This is a genomic window from Streptomyces sp. NEAU-W12 (genome assembly GCF_026242095.1).
Taxonomy (GTDB): domain Bacteria; phylum Actinomycetota; class Actinomycetes; order Streptomycetales; family Streptomycetaceae; genus Streptomyces.
The window spans coordinates 44,974-71,485 of the sequence record NZ_JAPJDM010000022.1; the positions used below are offsets into that span (position 1 = coordinate 44,974).

25 protein-coding genes and 1 pseudogene are annotated in these 26,512 nt (G+C 73.9%); 7 read left to right on the top strand and 19 right to left on the bottom strand.

Features of this window, described 5'->3' with window-relative positions; all coding sequences use genetic code 11:
• The first annotated feature begins 186 nt into the window (after positions 1 to 186).
• On the top strand, positions 187 to 1,050 hold the full coding sequence (locus ORI94_RS25615; RefSeq protein WP_266079766.1) for a helix-turn-helix domain-containing protein: 864 nt from the start codon (positions 187 to 189) through the stop codon (positions 1,048 to 1,050).
• Here the strand turns inward: ORI94_RS25615 and dnaK are convergent.
• From dnaK to ORI94_RS25645, 6 genes are all read right to left on the bottom strand, one after another.
• Positions 1,044 to 2,987 (bottom strand): molecular chaperone DnaK, encoded by a 1,944-nt coding sequence (gene dnaK / locus ORI94_RS25620; RefSeq protein ID WP_266079767.1) that lies wholly within the window; start codon positions 2,985 to 2,987, stop codon positions 1,044 to 1,046. The genes ORI94_RS25615 and dnaK overlap by 7 nt on opposite strands.
• Positions 2,988 to 3,094: 107 nt before the next feature.
• Positions 3,095 to 3,823 carry a glycerophosphodiester phosphodiesterase family protein gene (locus ORI94_RS25625; protein ID WP_266079768.1) on the bottom strand — a complete coding sequence of 243 codons (729 nt, stop codon included), beginning with the start codon at positions 3,821 to 3,823 and terminating at the stop codon, positions 3,095 to 3,097.
• Positions 3,824 to 4,012: 189 nt separating this feature from the next.
• The gene (locus ORI94_RS25630; RefSeq protein WP_266079769.1) at positions 4,013 to 4,441 is read right to left on the bottom strand and encodes an OsmC family peroxiredoxin; all 429 of its coding nucleotides are present in this window, start codon (positions 4,439 to 4,441) and stop codon (positions 4,013 to 4,015) included.
• A 180-nt stretch (positions 4,442 to 4,621) separates the two neighbouring features.
• Complete coding sequence (locus ORI94_RS25635) at positions 4,622 to 5,158, bottom strand: hypothetical protein (RefSeq protein WP_266079770.1); 537 nt, start codon at positions 5,156 to 5,158, stop codon at positions 4,622 to 4,624.
• Positions 5,159 to 5,307: 149 nt separating this feature from the next.
• Complete coding sequence (locus tag ORI94_RS25640; RefSeq protein WP_266079772.1) at positions 5,308 to 7,383, bottom strand: phage holin family protein; 2,076 nt, start codon at positions 7,381 to 7,383, stop codon at positions 5,308 to 5,310.
• 151 nt (positions 7,384 to 7,534) lie between these two features.
• Positions 7,535 to 7,936, bottom strand: a complete 402-nt coding sequence (locus tag ORI94_RS25645) for a hypothetical protein (protein ID WP_266079774.1) — start codon at positions 7,934 to 7,936, stop codon at positions 7,535 to 7,537.
• Positions 7,937 to 8,017: 81 nt separating this feature from the next.
• Here ORI94_RS25645 and ORI94_RS25650 point away from each other — a divergent pair, with 81 nt between their 5' ends.
• Together ORI94_RS25650 and ORI94_RS25655 are read left to right on the top strand one after the other, a co-directional pair.
• Entirely contained in the window at positions 8,018 to 8,791 is a 774-nt protein-coding gene (locus tag ORI94_RS25650) for an MBL fold metallo-hydrolase (protein ID WP_266079775.1), read from the top strand.
• Entirely contained in the window at positions 8,788 to 9,432 is a 645-nt protein-coding gene (locus ORI94_RS25655) for a DedA family protein (protein WP_266079778.1), read from the top strand. The genes ORI94_RS25650 and ORI94_RS25655 overlap by 4 nt, the downstream gene beginning before the upstream one ends.
• A gap of 58 nt (positions 9,433 to 9,490) precedes the next feature.
• Here the strand turns inward: ORI94_RS25655 and ORI94_RS25660 are convergent, their stop codons facing one another.
• The 4 genes from ORI94_RS25660 to ORI94_RS25675 form a co-directional block, all read right to left on the bottom strand.
• Positions 9,491 to 10,570, bottom strand: coding sequence for an MBL fold metallo-hydrolase (locus tag ORI94_RS25660; RefSeq protein ID WP_266079780.1), 1,080 nt, complete (start codon positions 10,568 to 10,570; stop codon positions 9,491 to 9,493).
• A complete protein-coding gene (locus ORI94_RS25665) occupies positions 10,567 to 11,814 on the bottom strand; it encodes an aminotransferase class I/II-fold pyridoxal phosphate-dependent enzyme (protein ID WP_266079985.1) in 1,248 nt (415 codons plus the stop codon). The genes ORI94_RS25660 and ORI94_RS25665 overlap by 4 nt, the downstream gene beginning before the upstream one ends.
• 138 nt (positions 11,815 to 11,952) lie before the next feature.
• A complete protein-coding gene (locus ORI94_RS25670; protein ID WP_266079783.1) occupies positions 11,953 to 12,936 on the bottom strand; it encodes a hypothetical protein in 984 nt (327 codons plus the stop codon).
• A gap of 216 nt (positions 12,937 to 13,152) precedes the next feature.
• Entirely contained in the window at positions 13,153 to 13,359 is a 207-nt protein-coding gene (locus ORI94_RS25675) for a hypothetical protein (RefSeq protein WP_266079785.1), read from the bottom strand.
• Between the two features lie 191 nt (positions 13,360 to 13,550).
• Between ORI94_RS25675 and ORI94_RS25680 the strand changes: the two genes are divergently transcribed.
• Both ORI94_RS25680 and ORI94_RS25685 read left to right on the top strand, forming a co-directional pair.
• On the top strand, positions 13,551 to 13,943 hold the full coding sequence (locus tag ORI94_RS25680; protein WP_042164639.1) for a DUF2795 domain-containing protein: 393 nt from the start codon (positions 13,551 to 13,553) through the stop codon (positions 13,941 to 13,943).
• Positions 13,944 to 14,001: 58 nt separating this feature from the next.
• Positions 14,002 to 14,556 (top strand): type 1 glutamine amidotransferase domain-containing protein, encoded by a 555-nt coding sequence (locus ORI94_RS25685; protein WP_266079788.1) that lies wholly within the window; start codon positions 14,002 to 14,004, stop codon positions 14,554 to 14,556.
• A gap of 81 nt (positions 14,557 to 14,637) precedes the next feature.
• On the opposite strand, the pseudogene ORI94_RS25690 reads toward ORI94_RS25685, so the two are convergent.
• Together ORI94_RS25690 and ORI94_RS25695 are read right to left on the bottom strand one after the other, a co-directional pair.
• Positions 14,638 to 14,972: pseudogene (locus tag ORI94_RS25690) on the bottom strand (DUF6158 family protein).
• A 38-nt stretch (positions 14,973 to 15,010) separates the two neighbouring features.
• A complete protein-coding gene (locus ORI94_RS25695; RefSeq protein WP_266079792.1) occupies positions 15,011 to 16,630 on the bottom strand; it encodes an ABC-F family ATP-binding cassette domain-containing protein in 1,620 nt (539 codons plus the stop codon).
• Positions 16,631 to 16,829: 199 nt separating this feature from the next.
• Between ORI94_RS25695 and ORI94_RS25700 the strand changes: the two genes are divergently transcribed.
• Complete coding sequence (locus ORI94_RS25700) at positions 16,830 to 17,651, top strand: methyltransferase domain-containing protein (protein WP_266079795.1); 822 nt, start codon at positions 16,830 to 16,832, stop codon at positions 17,649 to 17,651.
• Between the two features lie 108 nt (positions 17,652 to 17,759).
• On the opposite strand, the gene ORI94_RS25705 is transcribed toward ORI94_RS25700, so the two are convergent.
• From ORI94_RS25705 to ORI94_RS25720, 4 genes are read right to left on the bottom strand one after another with little or no spacing between them, the layout of a single operon-like run.
• Positions 17,760 to 18,458, bottom strand: a complete 699-nt coding sequence (locus tag ORI94_RS25705) for a GvpL/GvpF family gas vesicle protein (protein ID WP_266079797.1) — start codon at positions 18,456 to 18,458, stop codon at positions 17,760 to 17,762.
• Positions 18,455 to 18,790: a hypothetical protein gene (locus ORI94_RS25710; protein WP_266079800.1), complete on the bottom strand. Its 336-nt coding sequence runs from the start codon at positions 18,788 to 18,790 to the stop codon at positions 18,455 to 18,457. Before ORI94_RS25710 ends, ORI94_RS25705 begins: the two co-directional genes overlap by 4 nt.
• Complete coding sequence (locus tag ORI94_RS25715) at positions 18,787 to 20,634, bottom strand: transketolase (protein WP_266079802.1); 1,848 nt, start codon at positions 20,632 to 20,634, stop codon at positions 18,787 to 18,789. The genes ORI94_RS25710 and ORI94_RS25715 overlap by 4 nt, the downstream gene beginning before the upstream one ends.
• Positions 20,631 to 22,358, bottom strand: a complete 1,728-nt coding sequence (locus ORI94_RS25720) for an NAD(P)/FAD-dependent oxidoreductase (RefSeq protein WP_266079803.1) — start codon at positions 22,356 to 22,358, stop codon at positions 20,631 to 20,633. The genes ORI94_RS25715 and ORI94_RS25720 overlap by 4 nt, the downstream gene beginning before the upstream one ends.
• Positions 22,359 to 22,512: 154 nt before the next feature.
• Between ORI94_RS25720 and ORI94_RS25725 the strand changes: the two genes are divergently transcribed.
• On the top strand, positions 22,513 to 22,863 hold the full coding sequence (locus tag ORI94_RS25725; protein ID WP_266079805.1) for a VOC family protein: 351 nt from the start codon (positions 22,513 to 22,515) through the stop codon (positions 22,861 to 22,863).
• A gap of 79 nt (positions 22,864 to 22,942) precedes the next feature.
• On the opposite strand, the gene ORI94_RS25730 is transcribed toward ORI94_RS25725, so the two are convergent.
• The 3 genes from ORI94_RS25730 to ORI94_RS25740 are packed head-to-tail and all read right to left on the bottom strand — an operon-like array spanning position 22,943 to position 26,497.
• Complete coding sequence (locus tag ORI94_RS25730; RefSeq protein ID WP_266079807.1) at positions 22,943 to 23,494, bottom strand: GNAT family N-acetyltransferase; 552 nt, start codon at positions 23,492 to 23,494, stop codon at positions 22,943 to 22,945.
• 52 nt (positions 23,495 to 23,546) lie between these two features.
• Entirely contained in the window at positions 23,547 to 24,470 is a 924-nt protein-coding gene (locus ORI94_RS25735; protein ID WP_266079987.1) for a S66 peptidase family protein, read from the bottom strand.
• A gap of 44 nt (positions 24,471 to 24,514) precedes the next feature.
• Positions 24,515 to 26,497 (bottom strand): prolyl oligopeptidase family serine peptidase, encoded by a 1,983-nt coding sequence (locus ORI94_RS25740; protein ID WP_266079810.1) that lies wholly within the window; start codon positions 26,495 to 26,497, stop codon positions 24,515 to 24,517.
• Positions 26,498 to 26,512 lie beyond the last annotated feature (15 nt).

Below are 26,512 nucleotides of genomic sequence, written 5' to 3' on the forward strand. Positions count from 1 at the left end.
CCCGGGCCGGAGTGCGCCGGCCCGGGCTCGGTGCGTCCACGATCCCGCCCCCGGCGGGTCGCGGTCGATTACCCCGGACGTCATGACCCGGGCGCCCGGAACGGGGGCGCCCGACCGTCCCTCGTGAGAGGGTCGGACGGGCATGGCAGACTGATCGTGTGTTGGGGTGCGTTGGGGAGACGTGGCGTGAGTGAACGGCGGGCCGCACCCACGGTGGGCCAAGTGGTACTCGGCAGGCGGCTGCAGGAGCTGCGGGAGAAGGCGGGCCTCACCCGCGAGGAGGCCGCCCGGGTCCTGCGGGTGGCTCCTGCGACCGTCCGGCGCATGGAAACGGCCGAGGTCGCGCTGAAGATCCCGTACATCCAGATTCTGCTGACGGCGTACGGGGTGTCCCGGGGTGAGGCCGCCACCTTCATCGGACTCGCGGAGGAGGCGAACCGCCCTGGCTGGTGGCAGCGGTTCCACGACGCGCTGCCCGACTGGTTCAGCCTGTACGTGAGCCTCGAGGGCGCCGCCCGGGTCATCCGGTCCTACGAGCCGCACTTCGTGCCGGGGCTGCTGCAGACGGAGGACTACGCGCGTGCCGTCATGGAGGCCGGGACGATCGGGAACCAGGGGCCGGAGGCCGTCGAGCGGCATGTGTCGCTGCGGCTGGAGCGGCAGCGGCTCCTGGAGCGCCGGGATCCGCCCCACCTGTGGGTGATCGTGGAGGAGACGGTCCTGCGGCGCCCGGTGTCGCTCGACGGCCGGGTGATGCGCGAGCAGTTCGACAAGCTGCTGGAGTGGTCCGAGCGGGACCGGATCACACTCCAGGTGGCCGAGTTCACCGACGGCCCCCACCCGGGGACGTACGCGCCCTTCTCCCTGTTCCGGTTCGCCGAGCCGGAGCTGCCCGACATGGTGTTCACCGAGTACCTGACCGGCGCCCTGTACCTGGACTCCCGCAAGGAGGTCTCGGTGCACCTGGAGGTGCTGGACCACATGACGGCGCGGGCCGCCTCCACCCAGCACACGCAGAAGCTGCTGCGGGAGTTCCGGGACAGCTACTGAGCGCCCCCGCGCCCGCTCCTCCCGCCGCTCCCTGCTCCCTCGTCGTTCGCGTCGTTCTCGTCGTTCTCGTCGTCGACGATCTCCGCGTCGACGACACCGTCCTCGCCGCCCTGTTCCCGCGGCGCCCCGTGGGGGCCTGCGTCGTCCGCGGACGACCGGGCTTCGCTCCCGGCTCCGCTCCGCGCGTCGGCCTGGGCGTACATCGCCTGGCCCATCCGCCGGCTGACCGCGGCGAGCTTCTCGACGCCGTCGCGCAGAGCGGCCGTGTCGGCGGGCCGGTCCAGCAGCGGCTTCAGTTCGGCGACGGCGCCCTCCACCTCGGCCCTGGTGTCGGCGGGGATCCGGTCCTCGTTGTCCTGGAGGAACGTCTCGGTCTGGTAGACGAGTTGCTCGGCCTGGTTGCGGGTCTCGGCGGCCTCGCGGCGCCTGCGGTCCTCGTCGGCGTACTGCTCGGCCTCGCGCATCATGCGGTCGATGTCGTCCTTGGGCAGGGCCGAGCCGCCGGTGACGGTCATCTTCTGTTCCCGGCCGGTGGCGAGGTCCTTGGCGGAGACGTGCATGATCCCGTTGGCGTCGATGTCGAAGGCCACCTCGATCTGCGGGACGCCGCGCGGGGCCGGGGGCAGACCGGTCAGGTCGAAGTCGCCGAGCTTCTTGTTGTACGCCGCGATCTCGCGTTCGCCCTGGTAGACCTGGATGCCGACCGAGGGCTGGTTGTCGGTGGCGGTGGTGAAGGTCTCCGAACGCCGCGTCGGAATGGTCGTGTTGCGCTCGATCAGCGTGGTCATGATGCCACCCTTGGTCTCGATGCCCAGGGACAGCGGAGTGACGTCGAGGAGCAGTACGTCCTTCACGTCGCCGCGGATGACGCCCGCCTGGAGTGCCGCGCCGACGGCGACGACCTCGTCCGGGTTGACGCCCTTGTGCGGGTCCTTGCCGGTGAGTTCACGGACCAGGTCGGTGACGGCGGGCATACGGGTGGAGCCGCCGACGAGGATGACGTGGTCGATCGCGGAGAGCTTCACCCCGGCGTCCTTCACGGCCTGGTGGAAGGGTTTCCTGCAGCGCTCCAGCAGGTCGGCGGTGAGTTCCTGGAACTGGGCCCGGGTGAGTTTCTCGTCCAGGTGGAGCGGGCCCTCGGCGGTCGCCGTGATGTAGGGCAGGTTGACGGTGGTCTCGGAGGAGGAGGACAGCTCGATCTTGGCCCTCTCGGCGGCCTCCCGCAGCCGTTGCACGGCCATCCTGTCCCGGGCCAGGTCGATGCCGTGCCGGCTCTTGAAGAGCTGCGCGAGATGTTCGAGGAGCCGCTGGTCCCAGTCGTCGCCGCCGAGCCGGGTGTCGCCGTTGGTGGCCTTGACCTCGATGACGCCGTCGCCCATCTCCAGGAGCGACACGTCGAAGGTTCCGCCGCCCAGGTCGAAGACGAGGACGGTCTGCTCGTGCTCCTTGTCCAGGCCGTACGCGAGGGCCGCCGCCGTGGGCTCGTTGATGATCCGCAGGACCTTCAGCCCGGCGATCTCCCCGGCCTCCTTGGTGGCCTGCCGCTGGGTGTCGTCGAAGTACGCCGGTACGGTGATCACGGCGTCGGTGACGTCCTCCCCGAGGTAGGCCTCGGCGTCCCGCTTCAGTTTCTGCAGCACGCGGGCGGACAGCTCCTGCGCCCGGTAGCGGGTGCCGTCCACGGAGCCCTGGTCCGGGAAGTGCCACTGTCCGTCGCCCATGTGGCGCTTGACCGAGCGGGCGGTGCGGTCGACGTTCGTCACGGCCTGCCGTTTGGCCACCTCGCCGACCAGCACCTCCCCGTTCTTGGCGAAGGCCACGACGGAGGGGGTGGTCCTGGCTCCCTCCGCGTTCGTGACGACCGTGGACTCACCGCCCTCCAGCACGGCCACCACCGAGTTCGTGGTCCCCAGATCGATTCCGACCGCACGTCCCATCGCTGTCCCCTTCCGCCAGGGCACACCTCTTCGGACTTCCAGGCTTCCAGCAGAAAACTTGAGCGCGCTGTTGTCAATAGTGCGTCCGGGCCGTTCGTCCCCCGCCCTCAGCCGTCCGCTGCGCGCAGTTCCACGGCGCGGCGGGGGCGGTCGGTGATCAGTACGTCCACGCGCGGGTCGGTGAGGAAGGCGCGCATCGGGGCGGGGTCGTTGACCGTCCACACCATGGTGAACAGTCCGTTGCGGGCCGCCTCGCGCAGCGCCCCGCCGCGGGCGAGCCGCTGGTGCACCGCGATGCCGTGGGCGCCGCAGGCACGGACCCGCCGCATGGGCAGCAGTTCACTCAGCCGGGTGCGCGCCAGCCGGGCCCGCGGGACCCCGGTGCCGTCCCGGCCGAGGGAGAGCGCGGTGCGTACGCCGGGGAAGGCCGTGGTGATCGCGGCGACGGAGCGGTCCTCCAGGCTGGTGGCGACGAAGCCGTCCCGGCCGAGCAGGGCGATCGCACGGTCGATCAGCTCCCGCTCGTGACCGGTCTCCTTCAGGTCGAGATGCCCGACGAGCTTCCCGGCGATCAGTTCCATGACGTCGTCGACGACGGGAACGGGGTACGCGACACGCGCGCAGAGTTCGGCGTGGGTGAGGGTGGCGAGCGGCGGGCCGGCGCGTCCCGCACGGGCGTCGTGGTGGACGACGAAGATCCCGTCCGCCGTGCGCCGTACGTCGAACTCGGCGTACTCCGCGCCGGACCGCAGGGCGTCCTCGTAGGCCTCCCGGGTCGCGGGCGCGGCGAGTTCGGAGCCTCCCCGGTGCGCGGAGACGGCGGGCCGTGACGTCATGCGGGGCGGCTCCCTGTCTTCGAGGGCTTCGGGATCTCCGTCCTCGACGCCCCGACGCCCCGGGGCGTCGAGGCGTCGAGGCGTCGGGGCGTCGAGGCGTCGGGGCAAGGGACGCGGACGCGGCACAGGCCGCCCCCTGCGGGGCGGCCTGCGGGTGTCCGTACGTCCTTCACGTCCAGGGCGAACGGGTCAGGAGAGCTTCGCCGTCAGGGTGATCTCGGTGCCCTTCAGCGCCTGGCTGACCGGGCAGTTGACCTTGGCGTCCTCGGCGGCGGCGAGGAAGGCCGCCTCGTCCAGGCCGGGGACGGTGCCCTCGACGGTGAGGTGGATGCCGGTGATGCCCGTACCGGGCACGAAGGTGACGTCGGCGGAGGTCACCAGACGGGTCGGCGGGTTGCCGGCCTTGTCGAGAATGTTGGAGAAGGCCATCGAGTAGCAGCTGGAGTGGGCGGCGGCGATCAGCTCCTCGGGGCTGGTCCTGCCGTTCGCCTCCTCGGCGCGCGACGCCCACGTGACCGGCTGCTCGTCGATGCTGCCGGAGGAGTCGAAGGTGACGACCCCGCTGCCCTTGATGAGGTTGCCTTCCCAGACGGTGTGTGCGGAGCGCGTGGCTGCCATGACGCATCCTTTCGAAGAAGTCCGGCCGTGTGTGCGGCCGGGGAGGAAAGCGGTCGGGGGACTCCCGGGTCACCGGGTTCCCGGCCCTATCCGATCACACTACGGCTCGACGCGGCCGCAGGACCGGCGCCCTCGCGGTGAGGGCGGGCGGCGGCACCGCCGAGCCGCCGTGCGGGCCCGTCACACGGGTTCGCCCGGACCGTCCACCGCCGATCGTGCCGTGCGGAGACGACGCATCGAGCGGCGGCGCATCCAGAGGACCCACCAGCAGAACCCGAGCGTGCCGACCGCGAAGAACACCGAGGGGACCACGGAGCCGCTGACCACGCCGAGGACGAGCAGGCCGACAGCGACGAGCCCCATCAGGGCGAGCCAGTAGGGGAACCACCGGCCCGCGCGCTGCATGCGGTCGAGCTGGTCGTCGGCCAGCCGCCGCATGGCCGCCCGTTCCTCCGGGTCCCGCGGCACCTCACCACGCCGTATCCTGCGGTTGAGGTCGGCGACCGCTCCCGGACCCACGCCCGCCGCCCGTACGGCACGGCGACGCTGGACGGCCAGGATCGCCACGGTGACACCGGTGTAGAGCGCGCCGTGCACGACCCAGATCACGGGGTGCTCGTCCCTGCGTAACAGGGCGGCGATCCCCACCCCCAGCAAAAAGATCACCATCGCCTGGGCGGAAAGACTCCGGTCGAGCCAACGCTTGACGGCGGGCACGGCACGTACCTCCTCGGACGGTCGGGACAACCACGATCCGCCCTCATGTACCCCGTGTCCGGCGGCACATGGGCGGTCTGTCCCGCCGGACAGGGCTGGGGCCCGTGGCGGAGGGGCGCCTGCCGCGCGACGCCGCTCTCGCCGCAGGCCTAGGCCGCCTGTTCCCGGTCCTGCTCCGGCTTCAGCGCGGAGTCGTCCGACTCCTGCAGCCAGCGGCGCAGTACGTGGTGGACCTGCTCGGCGCCGGCGAGCTCCTCCCCGTCGGGGACCGGCGGGGACAGGACGACCGGGGAGAGCAGGAAGGGACGGGACTGGTCACCGCCGAGGCCGCCGTGGGAGCCGATCTGCTCCTCGAAGGCGAGCACCTCGCCGTCGGCGGGGTCGTGGAAGGAGTTGACCATGATGTCGGCGGTGTGCGGGAAGGAGTGGGTGCGGCGTACGGCGTCGGCGGCGCCCGGGCCGAACACGTCAAGCGGACCGGGATCGTCGTCGAGTTCGTCCAGGGGGATCTCCGCGCCGTGCGCGCCGAGCACGACGCCGTCGTGCCGTTGGCTGCGGACGAGCAGGAAGCCGATGCCGGGGTGGTTGGCGAGGGTCGGCAGCAGGGCGGGGTGGCGTGCGTCGATCTCCTCCTTGGTCATCCGGTGCGGCACGTCCGGGAAGGAGACCAGCCCGAGGTTGCCGGAGGCCAGGACGACGGGCTCGGAGCCGCGCGAGGGGCGGTGCTGCTCGATGTGCTCCTCGACCGGGCGGTGCAGCGCCGCCCTGACCGCCGCGCGGGCCTCGGCGCCGCTGTGGGTGCGCCGGGCGCGGCGTGGCACGGGCAGTCCGCAGCCGGCCCGCACCAGGTCGCCGAGGGTGAGGCCGTAGCGGGAGCGGAAGGTCTCTCCGGGGCTCTGGCCGTGGTCGGAGAGGACCACGATCCGGTAGGGGCGGGGGGCGTGTTCGGCGACGTGCTCGATCAGGGCGAGGGAGCGGTCGAGGCGTTGCAGGACCTTCTCGGCGTCCCGGCCTGCGGGCCCGGAGTGGTGGGCCACCTCGTCGTAGGCGACCAGGTCGGCGTAGACGGAGGTACGGCCGGCGAGCAGGTCGCCCATGACGGCGGAGACGACCACGTCCCGTTCGACGACGGTCGCGAAGGCCCGTATGAAGGGGTAGAGGCCGCCGCGGGAGACGCGCGGGAGCTGTCCGGTCCACCGGGCGCGGGTGGACTGGCCGATCTCGCGGATCACCTCGGCGGCGAAGGACAGAGCGGTGCGCACGGCGCTGGCCGGGTCGGAGAAGTAGGCGAAGTAGCCGGAGCGGGAGCGGTTCTCGCGGCTGCGGCGGCGGGCGGCGATGGACAGCACCAGGGCCTGTTCGTCGGCGCCGCCGCTGAACAGGTTGCCGCGGCTGGCGCCGTCGTCGGCGAGCAGTCCGGGGTGTCCGGCGTACCGGACGGCGCGCTGCTGGAGTTCCACCGCGCTGGTGGGGCGGTTGCAGACCATCACCTCCCGGCGGTCCTTCTCGTACCAGCGGAAGGCGGGGACGTCGTGGTTGCTGCCGTGCAGGATGCCGAGCTGGCTGGCGCCGGTCTGGCTGGACCAGTCGGTGCGCCAGGGAGTGAGCCGGTGGGAGTGGGGGAGGCCGGCGTCGTCGGTGCCGAGCCAGCGGGCGACGGTCGGCATCAGGCCGCCGCCGACGGCACGCAGCAGGACGTCGTGGCCGACGCCGTCCAGTTGCAGGAAGACGGTGCCGGGGGTGGCCGGGACGGGCGGTGTGGTGCGGCGGCGGCGGTCGGCGAGGCGGTAGAGGCGGCGGCGGTAGGCGTCGTCGTCGCGCACGGCGAGGGCCGCTCCGGTGGCGGAGGCGACGGCGGACATCACGGCGGCGACCACGACCGCGGTCTCCCAGGCGGCGGTGCCGCGCTCGACGGGGTTGAGCCGCAGCGCCACCAGCAGGAACGCACCGTTGAGGAAGAACACCAGCAGGCCGAGGACGAGCGCCGGTACGAGCAGCAGCAGGCGCACCAGCAGCGGCCACACCAGCGCCGACAGCAGGCCGAAGGCGCCGGCGCCGAGCGCCGCGGTGACCGCGATGTCGGTGGCGCTGTCGCCGTCGGCGGAGCGCAGCCGGAAGTCGGGGAGGATGCCGGCGAGCACCAGCATGGTGAGGGTGGCGACCGCCCACACCGTGACGCTCCGCCCGATCTGACTGGCGATCCGCCGCCACCGCACGCCACTCACGTCCAGTCCACCTCACGTCCCGGCCCGTCTGCCGCCAGGGCGGCCTGCGAACCGGCCCCCGCCCGTACCCACACCCTGCCACAGGGCCCGGACGTACCGTCTCGTCCCCCCACGACCCGCGGGCGGCGCCCCGGAGCCGGGCGGGCGGGTCTCAACGGCCGTCGTAGCCCGCGGTCGGCATGGACAGGCGGCGGTGCACCCGGGCCTTCATCGCGGCGTCGTACAGCGGTTCGGCGTGGCCGACGGTCTCCACGCGCACCCCGCGCCGCGCGCATTCGGCGGTGAACTCCTCGACGCAGGACAGGGCGCTCTCCAGCACCCGGCGGCTGGGGGCCACGAACAGGTCGGAGCCGGGCCGCACACCGTCCCACAGCACGCAGTGGTCGGGGCGCAGGCCGCGCACCAGCAGCTCCCGGGTCACCACGTACCCGCGTTCGTCGGCCCAGCGGGCGCACATGGCGTGCTGGCTGCGGGAGTCCACGAGGAAGGGATCGGCGTCCAGTTCCTCCAGCGGCGTCAGACTCGCGATCGCGATCACCCGCACCGTCCCCATGACGCCCCCTCACCTCCGGCCCCGGCCGCCGACCCTACTCCTGCGCGTAGGCTTCGGGGAGTCGCAGAAGGAGGCGAAGCGGTGCCGGTGGAGATCACCTGGTGGGGTCACGCCACCTGCACGGTCGAGGACGCGCGCACGCGCGTGATCACCGATCCCCTGTTCGCCCGCCGGTTCGCTCATCTGCGGCGCCGACGCGGCGCCCTGCCACCGCCGGATGCCCGGCACGCGGACCTCGCGCTCGTCTCCCACCTGCATGCCGACCATCTGCACGTGCCGTCGCTGGCCCTGCTCGCCCCGGGCACGCACCTGCTCGTGCCCCGGGGCGCACGCCGTGCGGTGCCGGCGCTGCGCCGGCTCACGCATCTCAGGGTGAGCGAGGTGGCGCCCGGTGATGTCCTGACGGCGGGCGACCTGGCCGTACGGGCGGTGCCCGCCCGGCACGATGGGCGGCGGCTGCCGCTCGGGCGGCACCGCTCCCCCGCCCTCGGCTACGTCATGGAGGGCGAGGCGCGGACGTACTTCGCCGGTGACACCGGGCTGTTCGACACGATGGCCGAGGAGGTCGGCCCGGTCGACGTGGCGCTGCTGCCGGTGGGCGGCTGGGGCCCGTACCTCGGCGAGGAGCACCTGGACGCGGCCCGCGCCGCCGAGGCGCTGGCCCGGCTGGGGGCGCGCAGCGCGGTGCCGGTGCACTACGGCACGTACTGGCCGATCGGCATGGACGCCGTGCGTCCGCACGAGTTCCACTCGCCGGGCGACGAGTTCGTGCGGCGGGCGGCCGAGCGGGTGCCCGGGGTGCCGGTGCACCGGCTGGGGCACGGGGAGAGCGTGCGCCTGGGGGTTCCACGGTGATCCTGCCCGCCTCCCTGACGCAGGCGGCCGTGCCGGTGACGGTGGCTCCGGACACCACCCAGCAGGCGATCGGGTATCCCTCGCTGTTCCTGCTGGTGCTGATCGGGGCGCTGGTTCCGGTGGTGCCGACCGGGGCGCTGGTCAGTGCGGCGGCGGTGGTCGCCTTCCACCGGGCGGCACCGGTCTCGATGGTGCTGGTGTTCGTGACGGCCTCGCTGGCCGCGTTCCTCGGGGACATCACGCTCTACTGGCTGGGGCGGCGCGGGATGCGGTCGCGGAACGGCTCGCGCTGGCTGAAGGCGATCCGGGCGCGGGCGCCGGAGGAACGGCTGAGTCAGGCGCGGGAGAAACTCGCCGACCACGGCGTCTCGGTGCTGGTGCTGTCCCGGCTGGTGCCGGCGGGGCGTCTTCCGGTGATGCTGGCCTGCCTGATAGCCGACTGGCCCGTCCGCCGCTTCGTCCGCGGCAACCTGCCGGCCTGTCTGGCCTGGGCTGCGACGTACCAGCTGATCGGCGTCCTCGGCGGCTCGCTGTTCGACGAGCCCTGGCAGGGCGTGCTCGCGGCGATCGTCCTGACCGTCCTGATCAGCACGGCTCCGGGCACGTGGCGTTACCTGCGGGGGCGGGCGGCGGCGCGATGACCGGCCGCCCGCCCCCGGGGACGACGGGCGGGCGGCGGTGGGCGCCGGGCGGCCCTGCTCACTCCAGGACGCGGGAGCCGCCGACCGGCAGGTCCCAGAGGTGCTCGCGGGGCAGGCCCGCCCGGTCCCAGGCGGCACGGACGCGGGTGAGGGGTTCCAGCACCGGTTCGGCGGAGAGGACGAACGTCGCCCAGTGCATCGGCGCCATCCGGCGCGCGCCGAGGTCACGGGCGGCAAGGACCGCCTCCTCCGGGTCGCAGTGGACGTCCCTGAGCCACCAGCGCGGCTCGTAGGCACCGATGGGCAGCAGGGCGAGGTCGATGCCGGGGTAGCGGCGCCCTATCCGGGAGAACCAGTGGCCGTAGCCGGTGTCGCCGCCGAAGTAGACGCGCTGCCCGTCGGAGTCGGTGAGCACCCAGCCGCCCCACAGGGAGCGGCAGGTGTCGGTGAGGGTGCGCTTGGACCAGTGGTGGGCCGGCACGAAGTCGAAGCGGACGCCCTTGAGCTCGGCGGCCTCCCACCAGTCCAGCTCGGTGACGCGGGTGAACCGGCGGCGGTGGAACCAGCCGGCGAGCCCGGCCGGCACGAACACCGGGGTGTCGCACGGGAGCCGGCGCAGCGTGGGGGCGTCCAGGTGGTCGTAGTGGTTGTGGCTGATGACGACCGCGTCGACGCGGGGCAGGGCCTCCCAGGCGACGCCGACGGGGGTGATGCGGGCCGGGGTGCCGAGGATGCGCCGGGACCAGACGGGGTCGGTGAGCACGGTGAGTCCGCCGATCCGCACCACCCAGCTGGCGTGCCCCGCCCAGGTGGCGGCGACCGTGCGGGTACCGACACGGGGCAGCGGGCCGGGGGCGTAGGGCAGTCGCGGTATGTCGGCGAGGCCCTGCGGGCCGGGTCTGGTGGAGCCCTCGCGAGCGAAGCGCGCGAGCCCTTTCAGGCCGGGCAGCGGGGAGGTGAGCCGGTCGTGGAAGGTGCGCGGCCACACCCGCCGTTCGGCGAGCGGGCGGGGTTCGGCGAGCGGAGGGTACGGGGCCGGGGAGGAACCGGCCGCCGGGCCGGCAGGGTTCGGGCCGGCGGCGTGCGGGGGGTCGGCGTGCGGGGTGGTGCTCGTGGTCGGCTCGGAGTGCTGCGTCATCGATCGGGCTCCCCTCGCTGGGCGTCATCGCGGAGATCGTCGAAGACCGTTTTCAGGTGGGTCAACGCGCTTCGCAGGTGCGGGAGTTCCAACGGCTCAGAGGACCCGAGGCATTCCGCGCGCCGCTCGGCGGTGCCGCCGAGCAGAGGCGCGGTGGACAGCCGTACGCGGAGGGCTTCGAGGTCGTCGCCGAAGCGGTGACCGCCCGCCGCGGGCATGCCCAGCCGTCCGGTGAGGAAGTCCTCCAGCTCCTGCGCGTCGCCGACACCGTGCGCGGCGAGTGCCGGGGCCAGCGGCGCGAGGTCGACGTACAGGTGCCGCCCGGCCTGCGGGGGCCGGGCCAGGGCCCCCGCGGCGACCACCGCGTCGCGCGCGGCCGCGGCCACGCGCGCGTGCAGGCGGACGGTGGCTGCGACCCGCGTGGTGACCGGTTCCGGTTCGGACAGCGCGTAGGCGGCGGCCGCGGCGACCGGGGTGGCGACCCGCGCGTCGAGCGCGGTCAGGACGTCGAGCACGCGCGCGTGCAGCGTGCCGCCCGCCGCGCCCACCGGGAAACGGGCGACCGCGGCGGGCCAGCCGGGCGGGAGCAGGGCGCCCGCCAGGTCGGTGACCACGGTGACCCGTTCGGGCAGCATCTCGGCGGGGCTGAGCAGCACGGTCTCGTGCGGTGCGTGCAGGGTGTCGCGCCAGGTCTCGTCGCTCACCAGGTGCAGCCCTTCGCCGACGGCGGCCTCGAGGGTCTCGTGCAGCAGCTCGGGCGGGGCGACGGTGGCGGTGGGGTCGTCGGCGACGGAGAGCACCAGCAGGCGGGGGTCGCCGCCCTCGGCACGCAGCCGCCGCACGGTCTCCAGCAGGGCGTACGGGTCGGGGACGCCTCCGCTCTCGGCGGGTGTCGGCACATGGAAGGCGGGACGGCCGAGCAGCCGGGCGTAGGGCGCCCACCAGGCGGCGCAGGGCCGGGGCACCAGCACGTCCCCGCCGATCGCCGCGGTGAGCGCCACGAGCAACGCGGGCGCGCCGGGCCCGGCGGCCACCCGGTCCGGCGCCGCGGGCAGGCCGCGCCGGTCGCCGTGGCCGCACGCGGCGTCCAGCAGGACCGGGCCGCCGCCGACCGGTTCGGCCTCCGGACGGGACGCGGCGGCGGCGAGGACGGCGGCCAGTTCGGGCAGCACGGACAGCCCGTCCTCGGGCAGCGCCGGCCCGAAACGGACCGGGCCGTGGCCTTCGGGGTCCGTCCGCCGCATACGCACCTCCACGCAGTGTCCGGTGTCATTACCCACGGTTGTCAGTACCCACGGTGCCCGTCCCACTCCGGTCCATGCCCCGGCAGGGAGGACCGGGTGCGAGGGCCGGCCGGTCGCGGAAGGCCGCTCGGGGAGGCATCAGCGGTCCGTACGCGTACCCCTGGCCCGGTGGAGCCGGTGGGCGGCGGCGCCGAACGCACCCGCGATCAGCAGCCCGCCCGCGGCCAGGGCGGGGACGGAGCCGGTGGATCCGCCGCCCGCTCCCGCGTGGACGCCTCCCGGAACGGTGGGGCCGCCGCAGTGGGCGCGCTCGGACGGAGGGCAGGGCGGAGGGGACGGATGGTGGGAGGAGGACGGCTTGTGGGAGGAGGACGGCTTGTGGGGGTGGGACGGGGACGGGGCGCGGGAGGGGACGCCGGAACCGCCCGGGTGGCGGGCGACGACGGTGAAGGTGACGCTCCACGGCTCGCCCTTCCCGCCGGGTGGGGCCGGGCACGTGCCCTCGACGGTCCACGCGGAGCCGCCGCCCTCCGTGCCGACGGCGTCGAGCGCGCCGAACGCTTCGGCGGTGAGCGCGTCGAACGCACCGTCGTCGGGGCTCGCGGGGCCCTCGGCGTCCTCCGCGGCCTCCACGTCCTCGGCGGCCTCCGCGTCCTCGGCGCCTCCATCGATGACGCCTCCGCCGGTCCCCCCGCCGAGTTCCTCGTTCAGGCCGCCGTCCAGGCCCTCGTCCCGGTCTTCGTAGAGCTCCTCGTCGAGCTCCTCGTCGAGTTCCTCGTCGAAGGGTTCGTCCTCCCGGGTCTCCGCCGTGCCCTCCGCGGCCAGGACGTCCTGGATGTCCGCGGTGCCGCGGTAGGCCGGGCCGGACTCCTCCTCGTCGGCGCCGGTGGCCTTCCTCAGTTCGACGACCTCTCCCTCGAAGGCCGCCGAGGTCGCTTCCAGGGTCTGCGGCGGGGGTCCGTCGGTCGGATCGCAGGAGACCGAGACGGTGACGGTGCCGCCCGGGGCCACGCTGCCCGGACTGACCTCGGCGGACGGTTCCGCGGACGCGGCGGGCGCGAGTACGTTGAGGACGGTACCGACGGCTGCGGCGAGGGTCAGGGCACGGGCGGTGCGGCGCATGGTGCGGGCTCCTTCGGGCGACGGCCGGGGCACGGCGTCCCGTTCGACGGCCGCGGGGGTGGTCCCACGTCGGCGGGCACGGGGGGTCACGCCCCGCATCCATCACAGTCCCCCGGCCACCGCATCGCGCGCGGCCGGGCCCCATTCGCGGGACGCGCACGCCCGAGCGGGTGAAACCCTCGTGCGCCGGAACCCGTACGGCGGGCCAAGAGCGGATCAGGAACCGCCGGGAACCCGCCCCGGTTCCGCCCGGACGGCCGGCGCGGTGAGCGGGAGACCGGCCCGGGTGCCCGCGTCCCGCGGTGGAGCGAGGCCGTCGGGGGCCCGCTCGGGCGGGACGGGCAGCAGGAGTTCCTCGTAACGGCCCAGCATCAGCACGACGCCGAGCATGAGCGACGGAATGAGCACGGCGAGCACCGCCATGACCGGTCCCTTTCCAGGAGACGCGTGGGGGGCACGTAGGAGCGAGTGAACCGGGTCTCCCTCAGCTCCCGGCGCAAACCGGCGGCGCACGCGGTCACTGGTGGAGGCGATGACGATCCGCCCGGCGAACCCCGTGTCGGTCCCCGCTGTCCGGGTACGCGGTGCGGACCCCGAACCATCTGGAGGGAAGCATGCAGCGAGGCAGTAACCGGCTGAGCGCCCACCGCGACGACGAGATGAAGCACGAGCTGCAGGGCCTGCTGAGGTCGGGGCGCCCCACCCGGACCGAGGAGTGGAACGATCCGGAGCCGTCCGCCGAGGACGACCCGGAGGTGGCGCACGGTCCGGTGACGCCGAGCCGCGCCCCGACGTCACTGGAGTCGGTGCGGCTGGAGCTGGCCAGGATCCTGGGCCGCGGGGCGTTCCCCGCGGGTCCGCGCGAGCTGATGCGCACCCTGAGCCGGCGGCACGCCCCCGACACGCTCGTCGAGGCGCTGGAGCGGCTGCCGCGACAGGCCCGCTACGACAGCGTCCAGGAACTGGCCGAGGCGCTGACCCGGTCCCGGGAGACGGAGAACGCGTAGGCGTCCGGCTCCCCCCGAGAACATCCGAACAACCCATACGGAAAGGACGGAGCGCACCATGCGCATCGCATTCCTCGTCGCGCCCGAAGGTGTCGAGCAGGTCGAGCTGACCGAGCCGTGGCAGGCGGCCGTGGACGCCGGTCACGAACCCGTGCTCGTGTCGACGCGGTCCGGCAGCATCCAGGCCTTCAACCATCTCGACAAGGCGGACACCTTCCCCGTGCAGGAGGTCGTCGGCGACACGTCGGCCGACGCCTTCGACGGGCTGGTGCTGCCGGGCGGCGTGGCCAACCCGGACCTCCTGCGCACGGACGAGAAGGCCGTGGCGTTCGTGCGGGACTTCGCCGGGCAGGGGCGGCCGGTCGCCGCGATCTGCCACGCGCCCTGGACCCTCATCGAGGCGGACGTGGTCCGCGGCAGGGAGCTGACCAGTTGGCCCAGCCTGGGAACCGACCTGCGCAACGCCGGTGCCACCTGGGTCGACGAACAGGTGAAGGTCTGCGACCACGGCCCCGGCAAGCTGGTCACCAGCCGCAAGCCGGACGACCTCAAGGCGTTCTGCGAGACGTATCTCGAAGTCTTCGCCGCGGAGGCGGACGCGAGGGCCGCCTGAGGCCGGCGGCCGTCCCCGGCCGGGGCCCCGGGCGGGCGCCCCCCCCCCCCCCCCGGGGGCCGCGCCCCCCCCCGACGAAGGTCAGGTGCCCGAAGGCGTGGGGGTCTCCCCGGCCGCTCCGGTCCGCTCACGGGCGCCTTCGCGTGTGCGGGCCGCCGCCACCCGGCGGCGGGGGTTGCGGCGCAGGTACTCCCCCTCCAGTTGCGCCATGCGCTCGTTGTGGGCCCGCAGCGCGCCGTTGGAGGCGTACAGCAGGGTGTCGTGACGCGTGCGGTGGATGGTTTCCAGCTCCTTCATGAGCTGCTGGTCGTCCAGGCGGTTCGGCTCGACTCCGGTCATCGTGTGCCCCGCTCGTCGTGTGCGTCCTGCGGTCCGGGTGCCCGCCGGGGAAGACCACGGGCCCCGCGTCCCTGCATCCACTCTACGAACATCCCGGCCACCGGGCCCGTTCCGCCTACCGGACCCGTTCCACCCGGCGCTCGTCCCACACCGGTTCGGAGGTCTCCCGGACCCTGCCGTCGCTGCCGAAGACCAGGTAGCGGTCGAAGGAGCGGGCGAACCAGCGGTCGTGCGTGACGGCCAGTACCGTGCCCTCGAACGCCTCCAGGCCCTCCTGGAGCGCCTGGGCCGACTCCAGGTCCAGGTTGTCCGTCGGTTCGTCGAGGAGCAGGGCCGTGACGCCCTGCAGCTCGAGGAGGAGGATCTGGAACCTGGCCTGCTGGCCGCCGGAGAGCCGCTCGAAGGTCTGCTCGGCCTGGCCGGTCAGTTCGTAGCGGCGCAGCCGGGACATGGCGGCGCCCCGGTCCTGGGCGTGTTCCTTCCACAGGATGTCCAGGAGGGTGCGGCCCTCCAGTTCGGGGTGGGCGTGCGTCTGCGCGAAGTGTCCGGGGACGACGCGGGCTCCGAGCCGCCAGCCGCCGGTGTGGTCCACCTCCTCCCCGGCGAGCAGGCGCAGGAAGTGCGACTTGCCGGAGCCGTTGGAGCCGAGTACGGCGACCCGCTCCCCGTAGAAGACCTCCAGGTCGAACGGCTGCATCAGGCCGGTGAGTTCGAGCTGCTCGCAGGTGACCGCGCGGACTCCGGTCCGGCCGCCCTTCAGCCGCATCCTGATGTCCTGCTCACGCGGCGGCTCCGGTGGCGGGCCGGCCTCCTCGAACTTGCGCAGCCGGGTCTGCGCCGCCTGGTACCGGGAGGCCATGTCGTGGCTGACGGAGGCGGCCTGCCGGAGGTTCAGCACCAGCTTCTTCAGCTGGGCGTGCTTCTCGTCCCACCGTTTGCGCAGCTCCTCGAAGCGTGCGAAGCGTTCCCGGCGGGCCTCGTGGTAGGTGGCGAAGCCGCCGCCGTGCACCCAGGCGTCGGCGCCGGCGGGGCCCGGTTCGAGGGAGACGATGCGCTGGGCGGCGCGGGCGAGGAGTTCGCGGTCGTGAGAGACGAACAGCACGGTTTTACGGGTCTGCTCGAGCCGTTCCTCCAGCCAGCGCTTGCCGGGCACGTCGAGGTAGTTGTCGGGCTCGTCGAGGAGCAGGACCTCGTCGGTGCCGCGCAGGAGCGCCTCGAGGACCAGGCGTTTCTGCTCACCGCCGGAGAGGGTGCGCACCTGGCGCCACTGCGCCTGGTCGTACGGGACTCCGAGCGCGGCCGTCGTACACATGTCCCAGAGCGTCTCGGCCTCGTAGCCACGTGCCTCGGCCCAGTCGGCGAGGGCCTGCGCGTACTCCAGCTGCGCGGCCTCGTCGTCCACGGTGAGGAGGGCGTGCTCGGCCTTGTCGACGGCGCGGGCCGCTTCGCGGATCCGGGGGGTGGCGACGGAGACGAGCAGGTCGCGCACGGTCGTCCCGTCCCGTACGGAGCCCACGAACTGGCGCATGACGCCGAGGCCGCCGCTGACCGTGACCGATCCGCCGTGCGGCTTCAGCTCGCCCGAGAGGAGGCGCAGGAGCGTCGTCTTGCCCGCGCCGTTGGGTCCCACCAGGGCCATGACGGCCCCTTCCCCCACCCGGAAGGACACGTCGCCCAGGAGCGCCCTCCCGTCGGGAAGGAAGTACTCCAGATACGCGGCTTCGAGGTGACCCATGGGAGGCGATTGTCCGGGGCGTCGACGCGGGTGGCAAACCGTTTTGACCGCCGGGCACGCGCACGCCCGCGGCCGCGGGCTTTCGTCCGGCATGTGAAACACGGGTCTCATCATCCGGTCGGGTCGCCTACTGTGTCGGTCACGCACGGCACCCCGGAACCCCGGAACGCCGGAACGCGCCGGGAAGGGACGGGCCCTCATGTCCGCACCGCAGGAGACAGCCGTCTACACCCACGGGCACCATGAATCGGTGCTCAGGTCGCACACCTGGCGGACGGCGGCCAACTCGGCGGCGTACCTCCTCGGGGCGCTGGAGCCCTCCTCGCGGATCCTGGACATCGGCTGCGGGCCCGGCACCATCACCGCGGACCTGGCCGCGCTCGTCCCCGACGGACACGTCACCGGGCTCGACCGGGCACCGGGTGTCCTGGAGCGGGCCCGGTCGACGGCCGCCGGGCGGGGCCTGACGAACACCGCGTTCACGGTGGGGGACGTGCACGCGCTGGACTTTCCGGACGACACGTTCTCCGTGGTGCACGCCCATCAGGTACTCCAGCACGTGGGCGATCCGGTGCGGGCGCTGCGCGAGATGAAGCGGGTGACCGCGCCGGGCGGTGTCGTCGCCGTCCGCGACGCGGACTACGCGGCGATGACCTGGTACCCCCTGTCCCGGGGCATGGACGACTGGCTGGACCTGTACCGGCGGGTGGCGCGGGCCAACGGGGGCGAGCCGGATGCGGGGCGGCGGCTGAAGGCCTGGGCACTGGCCGCGGGGTTCACGGACATCACCGCGACCTCGGGCACCTGGACCTACTCGACCTCCGAGGAACGGGCCTGGTGGAGCGGCCTGTGGGCCGACCGCACGGTGGCGTCGGAGTATGCCGGGTCGGCCACCGGGCAGGGCCACGCCACCGGTGAGCAGCTGAGGGCGGTGGCGGAGGCCTGGCGGGAGTGGGGCGCGCGGGACGACGGATGGTTCAGCGTGCTGCACGGAGAGATCCTCTGCCGCGAGGACGCGTGAAGGTGAGACGACGAAACCCCCCGGGGGCCGGTGCGGAAGCCGAGCCCTCGAAGCCCTTCGGGCTCCCGGAGCGCAGATCCCTTTCCAGGGATCTGCGCTCCGGGCCGTTCAGGCGCCTTCCCCGGCGAACGAATACGCCGCCCACGGTCCCGTGAGGTCCACGCGGATTCCGGGCACCGCGCCTTTGGCCCGATCCACCCTTTCCACGAACTTCTCGGATTCCGCCCGGGGTACGAGAAAAGCCGCGTCGAGCACACCGCGGCCCGGGGTGCGGTCGTCGTGGAGGGCGGGATTGCGTGACGCGTGCAGACGGGAATCCTCGGCGTACCCGGACAGCGTCTCGAACAGCCGGTTCGCGAGAACCTCGGCCTGCCGCGGGGACACCGGCAAGACGGCGGAGGTCTCGGCCGGCTCCTCCACGAAGACCCTGACGCCCCACTCCACCCGGCCCTCCAGCCGGTCCAGCGTCCGCAGGAAGTGCTCCTCGCGCGCCTCCATCATCGTCCGTACGCCGCTGTCGTCGGGAAACACGCTGCCCAGCCTCAGCGGCAGCGGGGTGGTGACGGTGGTGAGCGCGTCGACGACGCCCTGGTGGGCGCGGGCGACCGCGGTCAGCCAGCCGGGGTCCTCCCGGCGCGCGGGGAACGCCTCCTCGGCGAAGTCGGCCTCCGGGACATGGCTGACGACGGCCACCAGGCCGTGGTGCGGCAGCAGCCGGGGGGGATCGCCCGCCACACCGGACAGCTGCGCCTGGAGCGGCGTGCCGTAGGGACGGCATATGGCGTACACGTACCGCAGTCCGGTCACGAAGCCTCCTTCGGGGGAGGGCCGGCCGGCCGCCGTGCCGACGTCCTGTTCCCACCGCCCAGGGCGCTCAGCCCCCGGCGGGCCGGTCCCCGTACGCGGCCCCGGCACAGCACTCCGGCCCAGGGGTCGGTACGCAGGTGCGGCAGCAGGAGCGGGGCGACGGCACGGTGGTGGGCGGCGAGGCCGCCCCCGGTGTGCTCCCGGGCGCCCCCGCCGCCGGGGAGGAGCACCCTCCCCGGCCGGTGGATCCCCATCCTGCGGCGGTCGGCCCGCACCGTCCGCACACCGTCACGGGCCCCGCCGTCACGGCCGTCGCCGCCGCTGTCGGTCACGGCACGATCGCCCCCTCCACCAGCAGCCGTCCGGCCGCCGCGATGGAATCGGCGTCGATGCCCGCGGCCCGCAGCTGCTCCTCGGGCGCGGCCGAACCGGGCATGCCGCGGACGGCCAGCCGTACCAGGCGCGGGACGGGCCGCCCGTCGGTGAAGGCGTCGAGGACCGCGTCTCCGAGACCGCCCTCCGGGTGGTGGTCCTCCACGGTCAGCAGGCAGCCGGTCTCCTCCGCCGCCCGGCGCAGGGTGTCCCGGTCGACGGGCTTGACCGAGTACAGGTCGATCACCCGGACCGCGATGCCCTGCTCGGCCAGGGTGTCCGCGGCGGCCAGCGCCTCGGGCACCGTGACACCGGCCGCGAGCACGGTCAGCCGGTCCTCGGCCGAGGAGCGCAGCACCTTGCTGCCGCCGACGGGGAACTCCTCGTCGGGGCCGTAGATCACCGGACTCCCGCCGCGCGAGGTCCGCAGGTAGCGGATGCCGTCGAGGTCCGCCATGGCGGTCACCAGCCGTGCGGTCTGGTTGGCGTCACACGGGTACAGCACGGTCGATCCGTGCACCGCCCGCATCATCGCCAGGTCCTCGAGGCCCATCTGGCTGGGCCCGTCCTGGCCGATGGCGACGCCGGCGTGCGAGCCGACGAGGTTGATCCCCGAGCCGCTGATCGACGCCATGCGGACGAAGTCGTACGCGCGGGTCAGGAAGGCGGCGAAGGTGGTCGCGTACGGCACCCGGCCCCGCGCCGCGATGCCGGTCGCCGCGGCGACCATCTGCTGCTCGGCGATGTAGCACTCGATGTAGCGCTCGGGGTGCTCCTTGGCGAAGAGCTCCGCGCGGGTGGAGTCGCCGACCTCTCCGTCCAGGGCCACGACGTCACCGCGCGCGGTGCCGAGGGCGGCCAGCGCCTCGCCGAAGGCGTCGCGCGTCGCGACCTTTTCCCCCTTGTCCCACCGGGGCGGTTCGGCCTGCCCGGTGGGCACGGCGTGCAGGGCACGCGCGTCGGACGGCTCCCGCACCTGGACCCGCAGGTCGCGCGGGCCGCCGAGTTCGGCGATCGCCTCGTCGGCCTCCGGCAGCGGCTTGCCGTGCATCCCCTCACGGTCCTGGACGGCCGCGACGCCCTTGCCCTTGAGGGTCCTGGCGAGGATCACGGTCGGCTGCCCCTTGGTGGAGGCCGCCTCGCCACAGGCGCGGTCGACGGCGTCGACGTCGTGTCCGTCCACCTCCACGGTGTGCCAGCCGAAGGCCTGGAACCGGCGGGCGTAGGCGTCGAGGTCGTGCCCGTACCGGGTGGGGCCGCGCTGGCCGAGCCGGTTGACGTCCACGACGGCGGTGAGGTTGTCGAGGTTCTCGTAGGCGGCCTGCTCGGCGGCTTCCCACACCGAGCCCTCGGCCAGTTCGCTGTCCCCGCACAGCACCCACACCCGGTAGCCGGTGCGGTCGAGCCGTTTACCGGCCAGCGCGATGCCGACGCCGACGGGGAGCCCCTGGCCGAGCGACCCGGTGGCCGTCTCGACCCAGGGCAGCCGCCGGGGAGTGGGATGCCCTTCGAGGCGGCTGCCGAGCTCACGGAAGGTGAGCAGTTCCTCGTCGTCGATGGCTCCGGCCGCCTTGAAGGCGGCGTACATCAAGGGTGAGGCGTGTCCCTTGGAAAGGACGAGACGGTCGTTGCCCGGGTGGTCGGGGCGGTCGAAGTCGTAGCGGTAGTGGTGAGCGAGCAGGACGGCCATCAGGTCTGCCGCGGACATGGAGGACGTGGGGTGCCCGGAGCCGGCGGCGGCCGCGGCGCGGATGCTGTCCACGCGCAACTGCTGCCCTAGCTCGACGAGTTCACCGGTGTTCATGAGTCTCCTTGAACGGGAGGGGTGGGGTCGTCGGGATCACGGGGGTACACGGGGCCGGTCGCGTCGGTGCGGCCTGCCTCGTGCCCCGGGGTGTCGGTGCGTTTGACGGGGCCGGGGGCGGTGTCCGGGCCGGTGGGCGGCCCTGGGGCAGGCCGGCCCTTCGCGGGCTCACCACCGGGCTGGTTCTTCGCGGGCTCACCACCGGGCTGGTTCCTCGCGGGCTCACCACCGGGCTGGTTCCTCGCGGGCTCACCACCGGGCTGGTTCCTCGCGGGCTCACCACCGGGCTGGTTCCTCGCGGGCTCACCACCGGGCTGGTTCCTCGCGGGCCCGGGGGCCGACTGCGACGCGGCGGGCCCGGGGGCCGGCCGCGGTCCGGCGGGCCCGGCGTCCTCGTCGGGGTGGTGCTCCCGCGCCGGGCCGGACGGCACCCGGGCCAGTTCCGGGGACGCCGTGTCGAGCGGCACCGACCACGACCGTACGAGCCCCAACTGGACCGCCTGGCGCGGCAGTACGGCATCCAGCAGCCAGTCGGCGGCGACCCGGACCCGGTTGCCGGGCATCGCCGCGAGGTGGTAGCCGCGGGCGACCGCGCCCGCCGCCGGACCGGACAGGTTGACGCCCAGCGGGTTGGCCGCCGCCTTGACACCACCGAGGTCCACCACGAAGCCCAGGTCGCGGTGACGGTAGGCACGCGGCTCGCCGTCGCCGAGGGATGCGGCGACGTTGTGGGCGCAGACCTTGCCCTGCCGCCAGGCGTGCTGCGCGGTCATCGGGGTGTACTGTCCGGGCTCCTCCAGGTCGGGGACGGCCGCCGCGTCGCCGCAGGCGAACACCTCGGGCCGGCCCGGTACCCGCAGCTGCGGGTCGACCAGCAGCCGCCCGCGTTCCATGGGCAGCCCGAGCGACTCGGCGAGCGGATCGGGCCGTACTCCCACGCACCACACCACGGTCCGGGTGTCGACGAACTCGCCGTCGGTCAGCAGCACCCCCTCGTGCGTGGCCTCCTTCACGGAGGTTCCCATGCGTACCTCCACGCCCCGGTCGCGCAGGACCCGGTCGGCGGTGCGGGAGAGCCGCTCGTCGAGTTCGGGCAGCACGCGGTCGGCGATGTCCAGCAGCAGCCAGCGTGGCCGCATGCCGGTCCGCATGGGGTGCTTGTGAACCTGTGCGTCGCTGAACAGTTTTCCGTGCGCGGCGACCTCGGTTCCGGTGTAACCGGCGCCGACCACGACGAAGGTGCACCGGGCGGCGCATTTCGCGGGATCGTCGGTGGCGGCCGCGAGCTCCACCTGCCGGGTCACGTGGTCGCGCAGGTACAGCGCCTCGGGCAGACCCCGGAAGCCGTGCGCGTGCTCGGCGACGCCGGGAATGGGCAGCAGCTTGTTGACACTGCCGGCGGCCAGCACCAGCCGGTCGTACGCGAGGGTGCCGCCCTCGCCCTCGGGGCCGGTGTAGCGCACGGTGCGTGCGTCGAGGTCGATGCCGTCGGCCTCGCCCAGCACCAGCCGTACGTGCGGGAGCGTGCCGGAGAGGGAGACCGTGACCCTGCGCGGCTCCAGGACTCCGGCGGCGACCTGGGGCAGCAGGGGCAGGTACAGGAAGTAGTCGGTCGGGTTCAGCAGGGTGATGTCGGCCCGCCCCCGGGCCAACCGGGACAGGGCTCGGGCGGTGCGGTAACCGGCGAAGCCGGCACCGACGATCACGATGCGGGGTCGCCCCACGGCTCGCCTCCAACGCTGTCGTCACGTGCTTCGGGAGACTTCCGCGTTTCCCCGGACCGGGCGGCCAAACGTCCGCCGGTACCCGATCCGGCCGGGCACCAGGTGGGGCGAGCCGAGGTACAACCGCCGCAGCGGGCCAACTAGGCTCGTCGTCATGGAGATTCTGGGTGCCACACTGCGCGTCTGCGTCGACGACATCGAGACCGCGATCCCCTTCTACGAGCGGCTGGCGGGAGGCAGGGCCCTGCGCTTCGAGCGGGCCGGTGTCCAGGTGGCCGCCGTCGGCTGCTTCCTGCTGATGAGCGGCCCCGCGGCCGAGCTGGACGTGCTGCGCAAGGTGGTGGCGACCATCGCGGTGAAGGACGTCGAGGAGGCCGGTCAGGTGCTGGCCGAGATGGGCGCGGACATCATCGCGGGGCCGCTCCCCACGCCGGTGGGCCGCAATCTCATCGCACGGCACCCGGACGGGGCGGTGTACGAGTACGCGGACCGCCGCGCCGCCTGACCTGCCTGTCCCGCCTGGCCGCGGCTGTCTCCGTCCTCCGGACGCGGGCCGCCCCCGGACGCGGGCCGCACCGGCACGATCAGTGCGGCCCGCGCATCTCGCGGGTGAGTGCCCAGCGCTCGTGGTCGCGCCAGGCACCGTCGATGAAGAGCATGTCCGGAGAGAACCCCTCGAGGCGGAATCCGCAGCCGCGGGCCAGGGCGATGGAGGCGGCGTTGGCGGGCTGCACGTTGATCTCCAGCCGGTGCAGCCGCATAGGCCCGAAGGCGTGCCGCACGACGAGGCCGAGCCCTTCGCGCATCAGCCCGCGCCCCGCCGCGTGCGCGAACGCCCCGTACCCCAGGACGCCGCACTGGAACGCGCCGTGCACGATGTTGTTGATGTTGATGAACCCGGCGACGGAGCCGTCGCCCTTCTCACAGACCAGGAAGCCCGCCCTGGCCGGGTCCTCGATCAGCCGCTGCGCGTACGCGGAGTACGCCGAGGCACTGTCCGGCGGGAACAGCCAGGGGTGGTGCAGTTCCTTGCTCTGCCGGGCGCGGGCGGTGAACTCGGCGCTGTCCGCGTGGGTGAAGTGGCGTATCCCCACGTGGGGGCCTTCGGCGAGGTAGCGGGAAACGGGGTGCGGCACCGTGCCACCCTACGACGGGTGCCCGATGCCCGCTGCCGCGTGCCGGACGGGCTCAGTCCAGCGCCGGTTCGTCGAGCGTCAGGGTGCCCGCGTCCGCGTCCAGTTCGGCCATCGCGCCGAACGGCACGGTGAGCGCCCCGTCGCAGTGCCCGAACCCGAACTGCTCGGCCACGGGCACGCCGAGACCGCCGAGCCGGTCGGCGAGCAGGGCCCGCACCTTCTCGTACGGGCCGCACTGTGCCCAGGAGCCGAGCAGCAGCCCCGCCACGCCGTCGAGCCGGCCGGCCCGCAGCAGCTGGGTGAGGTAGCGGTCGAGGCGGTACGGCTCCTCCCCCACGTCCTCCAGGCACAGCAGGCCGCCGCGCGCGGAGGATCTGCTGTGCGGGGTGCCGAGGCCGGCGGCGAGCAGGGCGAGGCAGCCGCCGAGCGTGACGCCGCGCGCCCGGCCGGGGACGAGCGCCGTGCCGTCGGAGGTGAGGGTGCGGACGGTCTCGGGGGCGAACAGGGTGGCCTTGAGGTGCTCCTGCGCGCGGGCGTTCTTGAGGAAGTCGACGCCTGCCGCCATCGGCCCGTGCAGGGTGACCAGGCCGAGCCGGGTCGCGAACGCCTCGTGCAGGGCGGTGATGTCGCTGAAGCCGACGAGGACCTTCGGTCCGGCCGCCCGCATCACCGTCCAGTCGAGCAGGTCGACCATGCGCTGTGCTCCGTAGCCGCCCCGGGCGCAGATCACCGCGTCCACCGCGGGGTCGCACCAGGCGGCCTGCAGGTCGGCGGCCCGGTCGGCGTCGGTGCCGGCCAGGTAGTCGAACTCGCCGTGCCGGTCGAGGACATGAGGTGCGGCCACCGGGTCGAGATCCCAGCCGCGCAGTGTGTCGAGACCGGCCTGCAGCCGTTCCTCCGGCACGGGCCCGCTGGGCGCGACGACGGCCACCCGGGCGCCGGGACCGAGCCGGGACGGCCTCCGCAACGGTTCGATCCGGCCCGTCAGCCGCCCGGAGCGGCTCGGCCGCCCGGCCCGCTTCACCGGTCCGCCCGGGCTGGTGCGGTCAGTTCCAGGACCGGCAGGCCCGGCACCTCCAGTCCGAACACCTGGGCGTACAGGGACAGTTCGGCCTCCAGTGCGCGCACCATGGTCTCCGCGCGCCGGAAGCCGTGGCCCTCTTCCTCGAAGGTGAGGTACGCGTACGGCACGCCCCTGCCCTCCAGCCGGGCCAGGAACCGCTCGCACTGCGCGGGAGGGCAGATGCGGTCGTCCAGGCCCTGGAGGAGCAGGAACGGCGCGGTGAGCCGGTCGGCGTGCGCGGCGGGCGAGCGTTCGGCGTACCGCTCGGGGACCTCGGCGCGCGGGCCGATGAGGCTCTCGAGGTACCGGGACTCGAAGTCGTGGGTCTCCCCCGGGCCCCAGCCGGTCAGGTCGAGCACCGGGTAGGCGATGGTCCCGCAGGCGTAGAGGTCGGTCGTGGTGAGGGAGACGGCCGTGGTCCAGCCGCCGGCGCTGCCGCCGCGGACGGCGAGCCGGTCGCGGTCGGCGGTGCCCTCGTCGGCGAGGGCGCGCGCGACGGCGGCGCAGTCCTCGACGTCGACGACGCCCCACTGTCCGCGCAGCCGGTCGCGGTAGGCGCGCCCGTAGCCGGTGGAGCCGCCGTAGTCGACCTCGGCGACGCCGATGCCGCGCGAGGTGAAGTAGGCGATCTCGAGGTCGAGGACGAGCGGCGCCCGGCCGGTGGGCCCGCCGTGCGCCCGGATCAGGTACGGCGGCAGCTCGCCGTCGGGCCCGGCGCAGCCGGGGTTGCGCGGCGGGTACACCTGGGCATGGATCTCGCGGCCGTCCGGTCCGGTGAAGGTACGGATCCGGGGTTCGGGGTAGTGGGCGGGGTCCACGGCGTCCTCGTGCGGGGCCCCGATCACCCGGGTCCTGCCGGTGCGGGTGTCCAGCTCGACGACCTCGTGGGCGCTGCGCGGGCTCGCTCCGACCGCGACGACGCGCTCACCGTGGGCCGCGAGCGTGGGCGAGAACTCGGTCCAGGGTCCCGCCGCGTCGACGACGTCGCCCGTCTGCGGGTCGAGTATGCCGAGCGTGGCGGCGCCCCGGCCGTGCACGACGGCGATCAGGCCGCTGTCCAGCGGGGTGAACCAGCGCGAGCCCGGCTTCCACAACGGCCCGCCGAACTCCTCCTCGCGCGGGCAGACGGGTTCGCCGTCGAGGTAGAGGTTCCACCAGCCGGTGCGGTCGCTCGAGTGGAGCAGCCGGCCGTCGTGGGTCCAGTCGGCCTGGGCGACCGACTCGCCGGGGCCGCCGGCCACGGTGCGGGCGTCGTGCAGGGTGCCGTCGGGGGCGACGTCGGCGAGGCGGAGTTCGGTGCCGTCCCAGGGCATGCGGGGGTGGTCCCAGGCCAGCCAGGCGACGAGCCGCCCGTCGGGCGCGAGGCGCGGCCCGGTGACGAACCGGTGCCGGTCGTCGGTGAGTTCGCGCACGGCCCCGCGGTCGTCGGCGGCCGAGCCGTCCAGGGGGACGGCGGCCAGGACGCGGCGCACGTCACCGGGGCCGTCCCCGGTGAACTCCTCCAGGACACACCACACCTCGCCGCGGTCCGGCAGCAGGGTCGGCTCGGCCCAGCGCAGTCCCTGCCCCACCGGGGAGACGGGGGTCAGCGGACGCGGCTCACCGCCCGGTTCGTACCGGTAGAGGCGCTGGTCGGCGAAGTCGACGAACACCACGAGCGGGTCGTCGTCCCGCACGAACCCGGCCCACGGCCGTCCGCCGTACTCGTGGAGCCGGCTGCGCACGTTCCACGGGGCGGGCAGGACGGACTCCTCGGCGCCGTCGGAGTGCCGGCGCACCAGGGTGCGGCGGCCCCCCTCGGTGGGCCGGGGCTCGGTCCACCACACCTCGTCCCCCACGAACCCCACGTACTCGGGGCTTCCGTCGTGCGCCGCGGCCGTGGCCGCGTCGACGGGCGAGGGCCACTCGCCGTACGGCAGTGTCCGCACCGTCTCCCCCATGTGCTCCCCCATCCG

Bases quoted from the DNA above. Each gene is read 5' to 3' on its own strand.
- ORI94_RS25630 (WP_266079769.1), bottom strand. From the start codon at position 4,441: ATGGCAGCCACGCGCTCCGCACACACCGTCTGGGAAGGCAACCTCATC.
- ORI94_RS25685 (WP_266079788.1), top strand. From the start codon at position 14,002: ATGCGCATCGCATTCCTCGTCGCGCCCGAAGGTGTCGAGCAGGTCGAG.
- ORI94_RS25665 (WP_266079985.1), bottom strand. From the start codon at position 11,814: ATGCGGCGGACGGACCCCGAAGGCCACGGCCCGGTCCGTTTCGGGCCG.
- dnaK (WP_266079767.1), bottom strand. From the start codon at position 2,987: ATGGGACGTGCGGTCGGAATCGATCTGGGGACCACGAACTCGGTGGTG.
- ORI94_RS25625 (WP_266079768.1), bottom strand. From the start codon at position 3,823: ATGACGTCACGGCCCGCCGTCTCCGCGCACCGGGGAGGCTCCGAACTC.
- ORI94_RS25715 (WP_266079802.1), bottom strand. From the start codon at position 20,634: ATGAACACCGGTGAACTCGTCGAGCTAGGGCAGCAGTTGCGCGTGGAC.
- ORI94_RS25725 (WP_266079805.1), top strand. From the start codon at position 22,513: ATGGAGATTCTGGGTGCCACACTGCGCGTCTGCGTCGACGACATCGAG.
- ORI94_RS25660 (WP_266079780.1), bottom strand. From the start codon at position 10,570: ATGACGCAGCACTCCGAGCCGACCACGAGCACCACCCCGCACGCCGAC.
- ORI94_RS25740 (WP_266079810.1), bottom strand. From the start codon at position 26,497: ATGGGGGAGACGGTGCGGACACTGCCGTACGGCGAGTGGCCCTCGCCC.
- ORI94_RS25675 (WP_266079785.1), bottom strand. From the start codon at position 13,359: ATGGCGGTGCTCGCCGTGCTCATTCCGTCGCTCATGCTCGGCGTCGTG.
- ORI94_RS25700 (WP_266079795.1), top strand. From the start codon at position 16,830: ATGTCCGCACCGCAGGAGACAGCCGTCTACACCCACGGGCACCATGAA.
- ORI94_RS25680 (WP_042164639.1), top strand. From the start codon at position 13,551: ATGCAGCGAGGCAGTAACCGGCTGAGCGCCCACCGCGACGACGAGATG.
- ORI94_RS25695 (WP_266079792.1), bottom strand. From the start codon at position 16,630: ATGGGTCACCTCGAAGCCGCGTATCTGGAGTACTTCCTTCCCGACGGG.
- ORI94_RS25645 (WP_266079774.1), bottom strand. From the start codon at position 7,936: ATGGGGACGGTGCGGGTGATCGCGATCGCGAGTCTGACGCCGCTGGAG.
- ORI94_RS25670 (WP_266079783.1), bottom strand. From the start codon at position 12,936: ATGCGCCGCACCGCCCGTGCCCTGACCCTCGCCGCAGCCGTCGGTACC.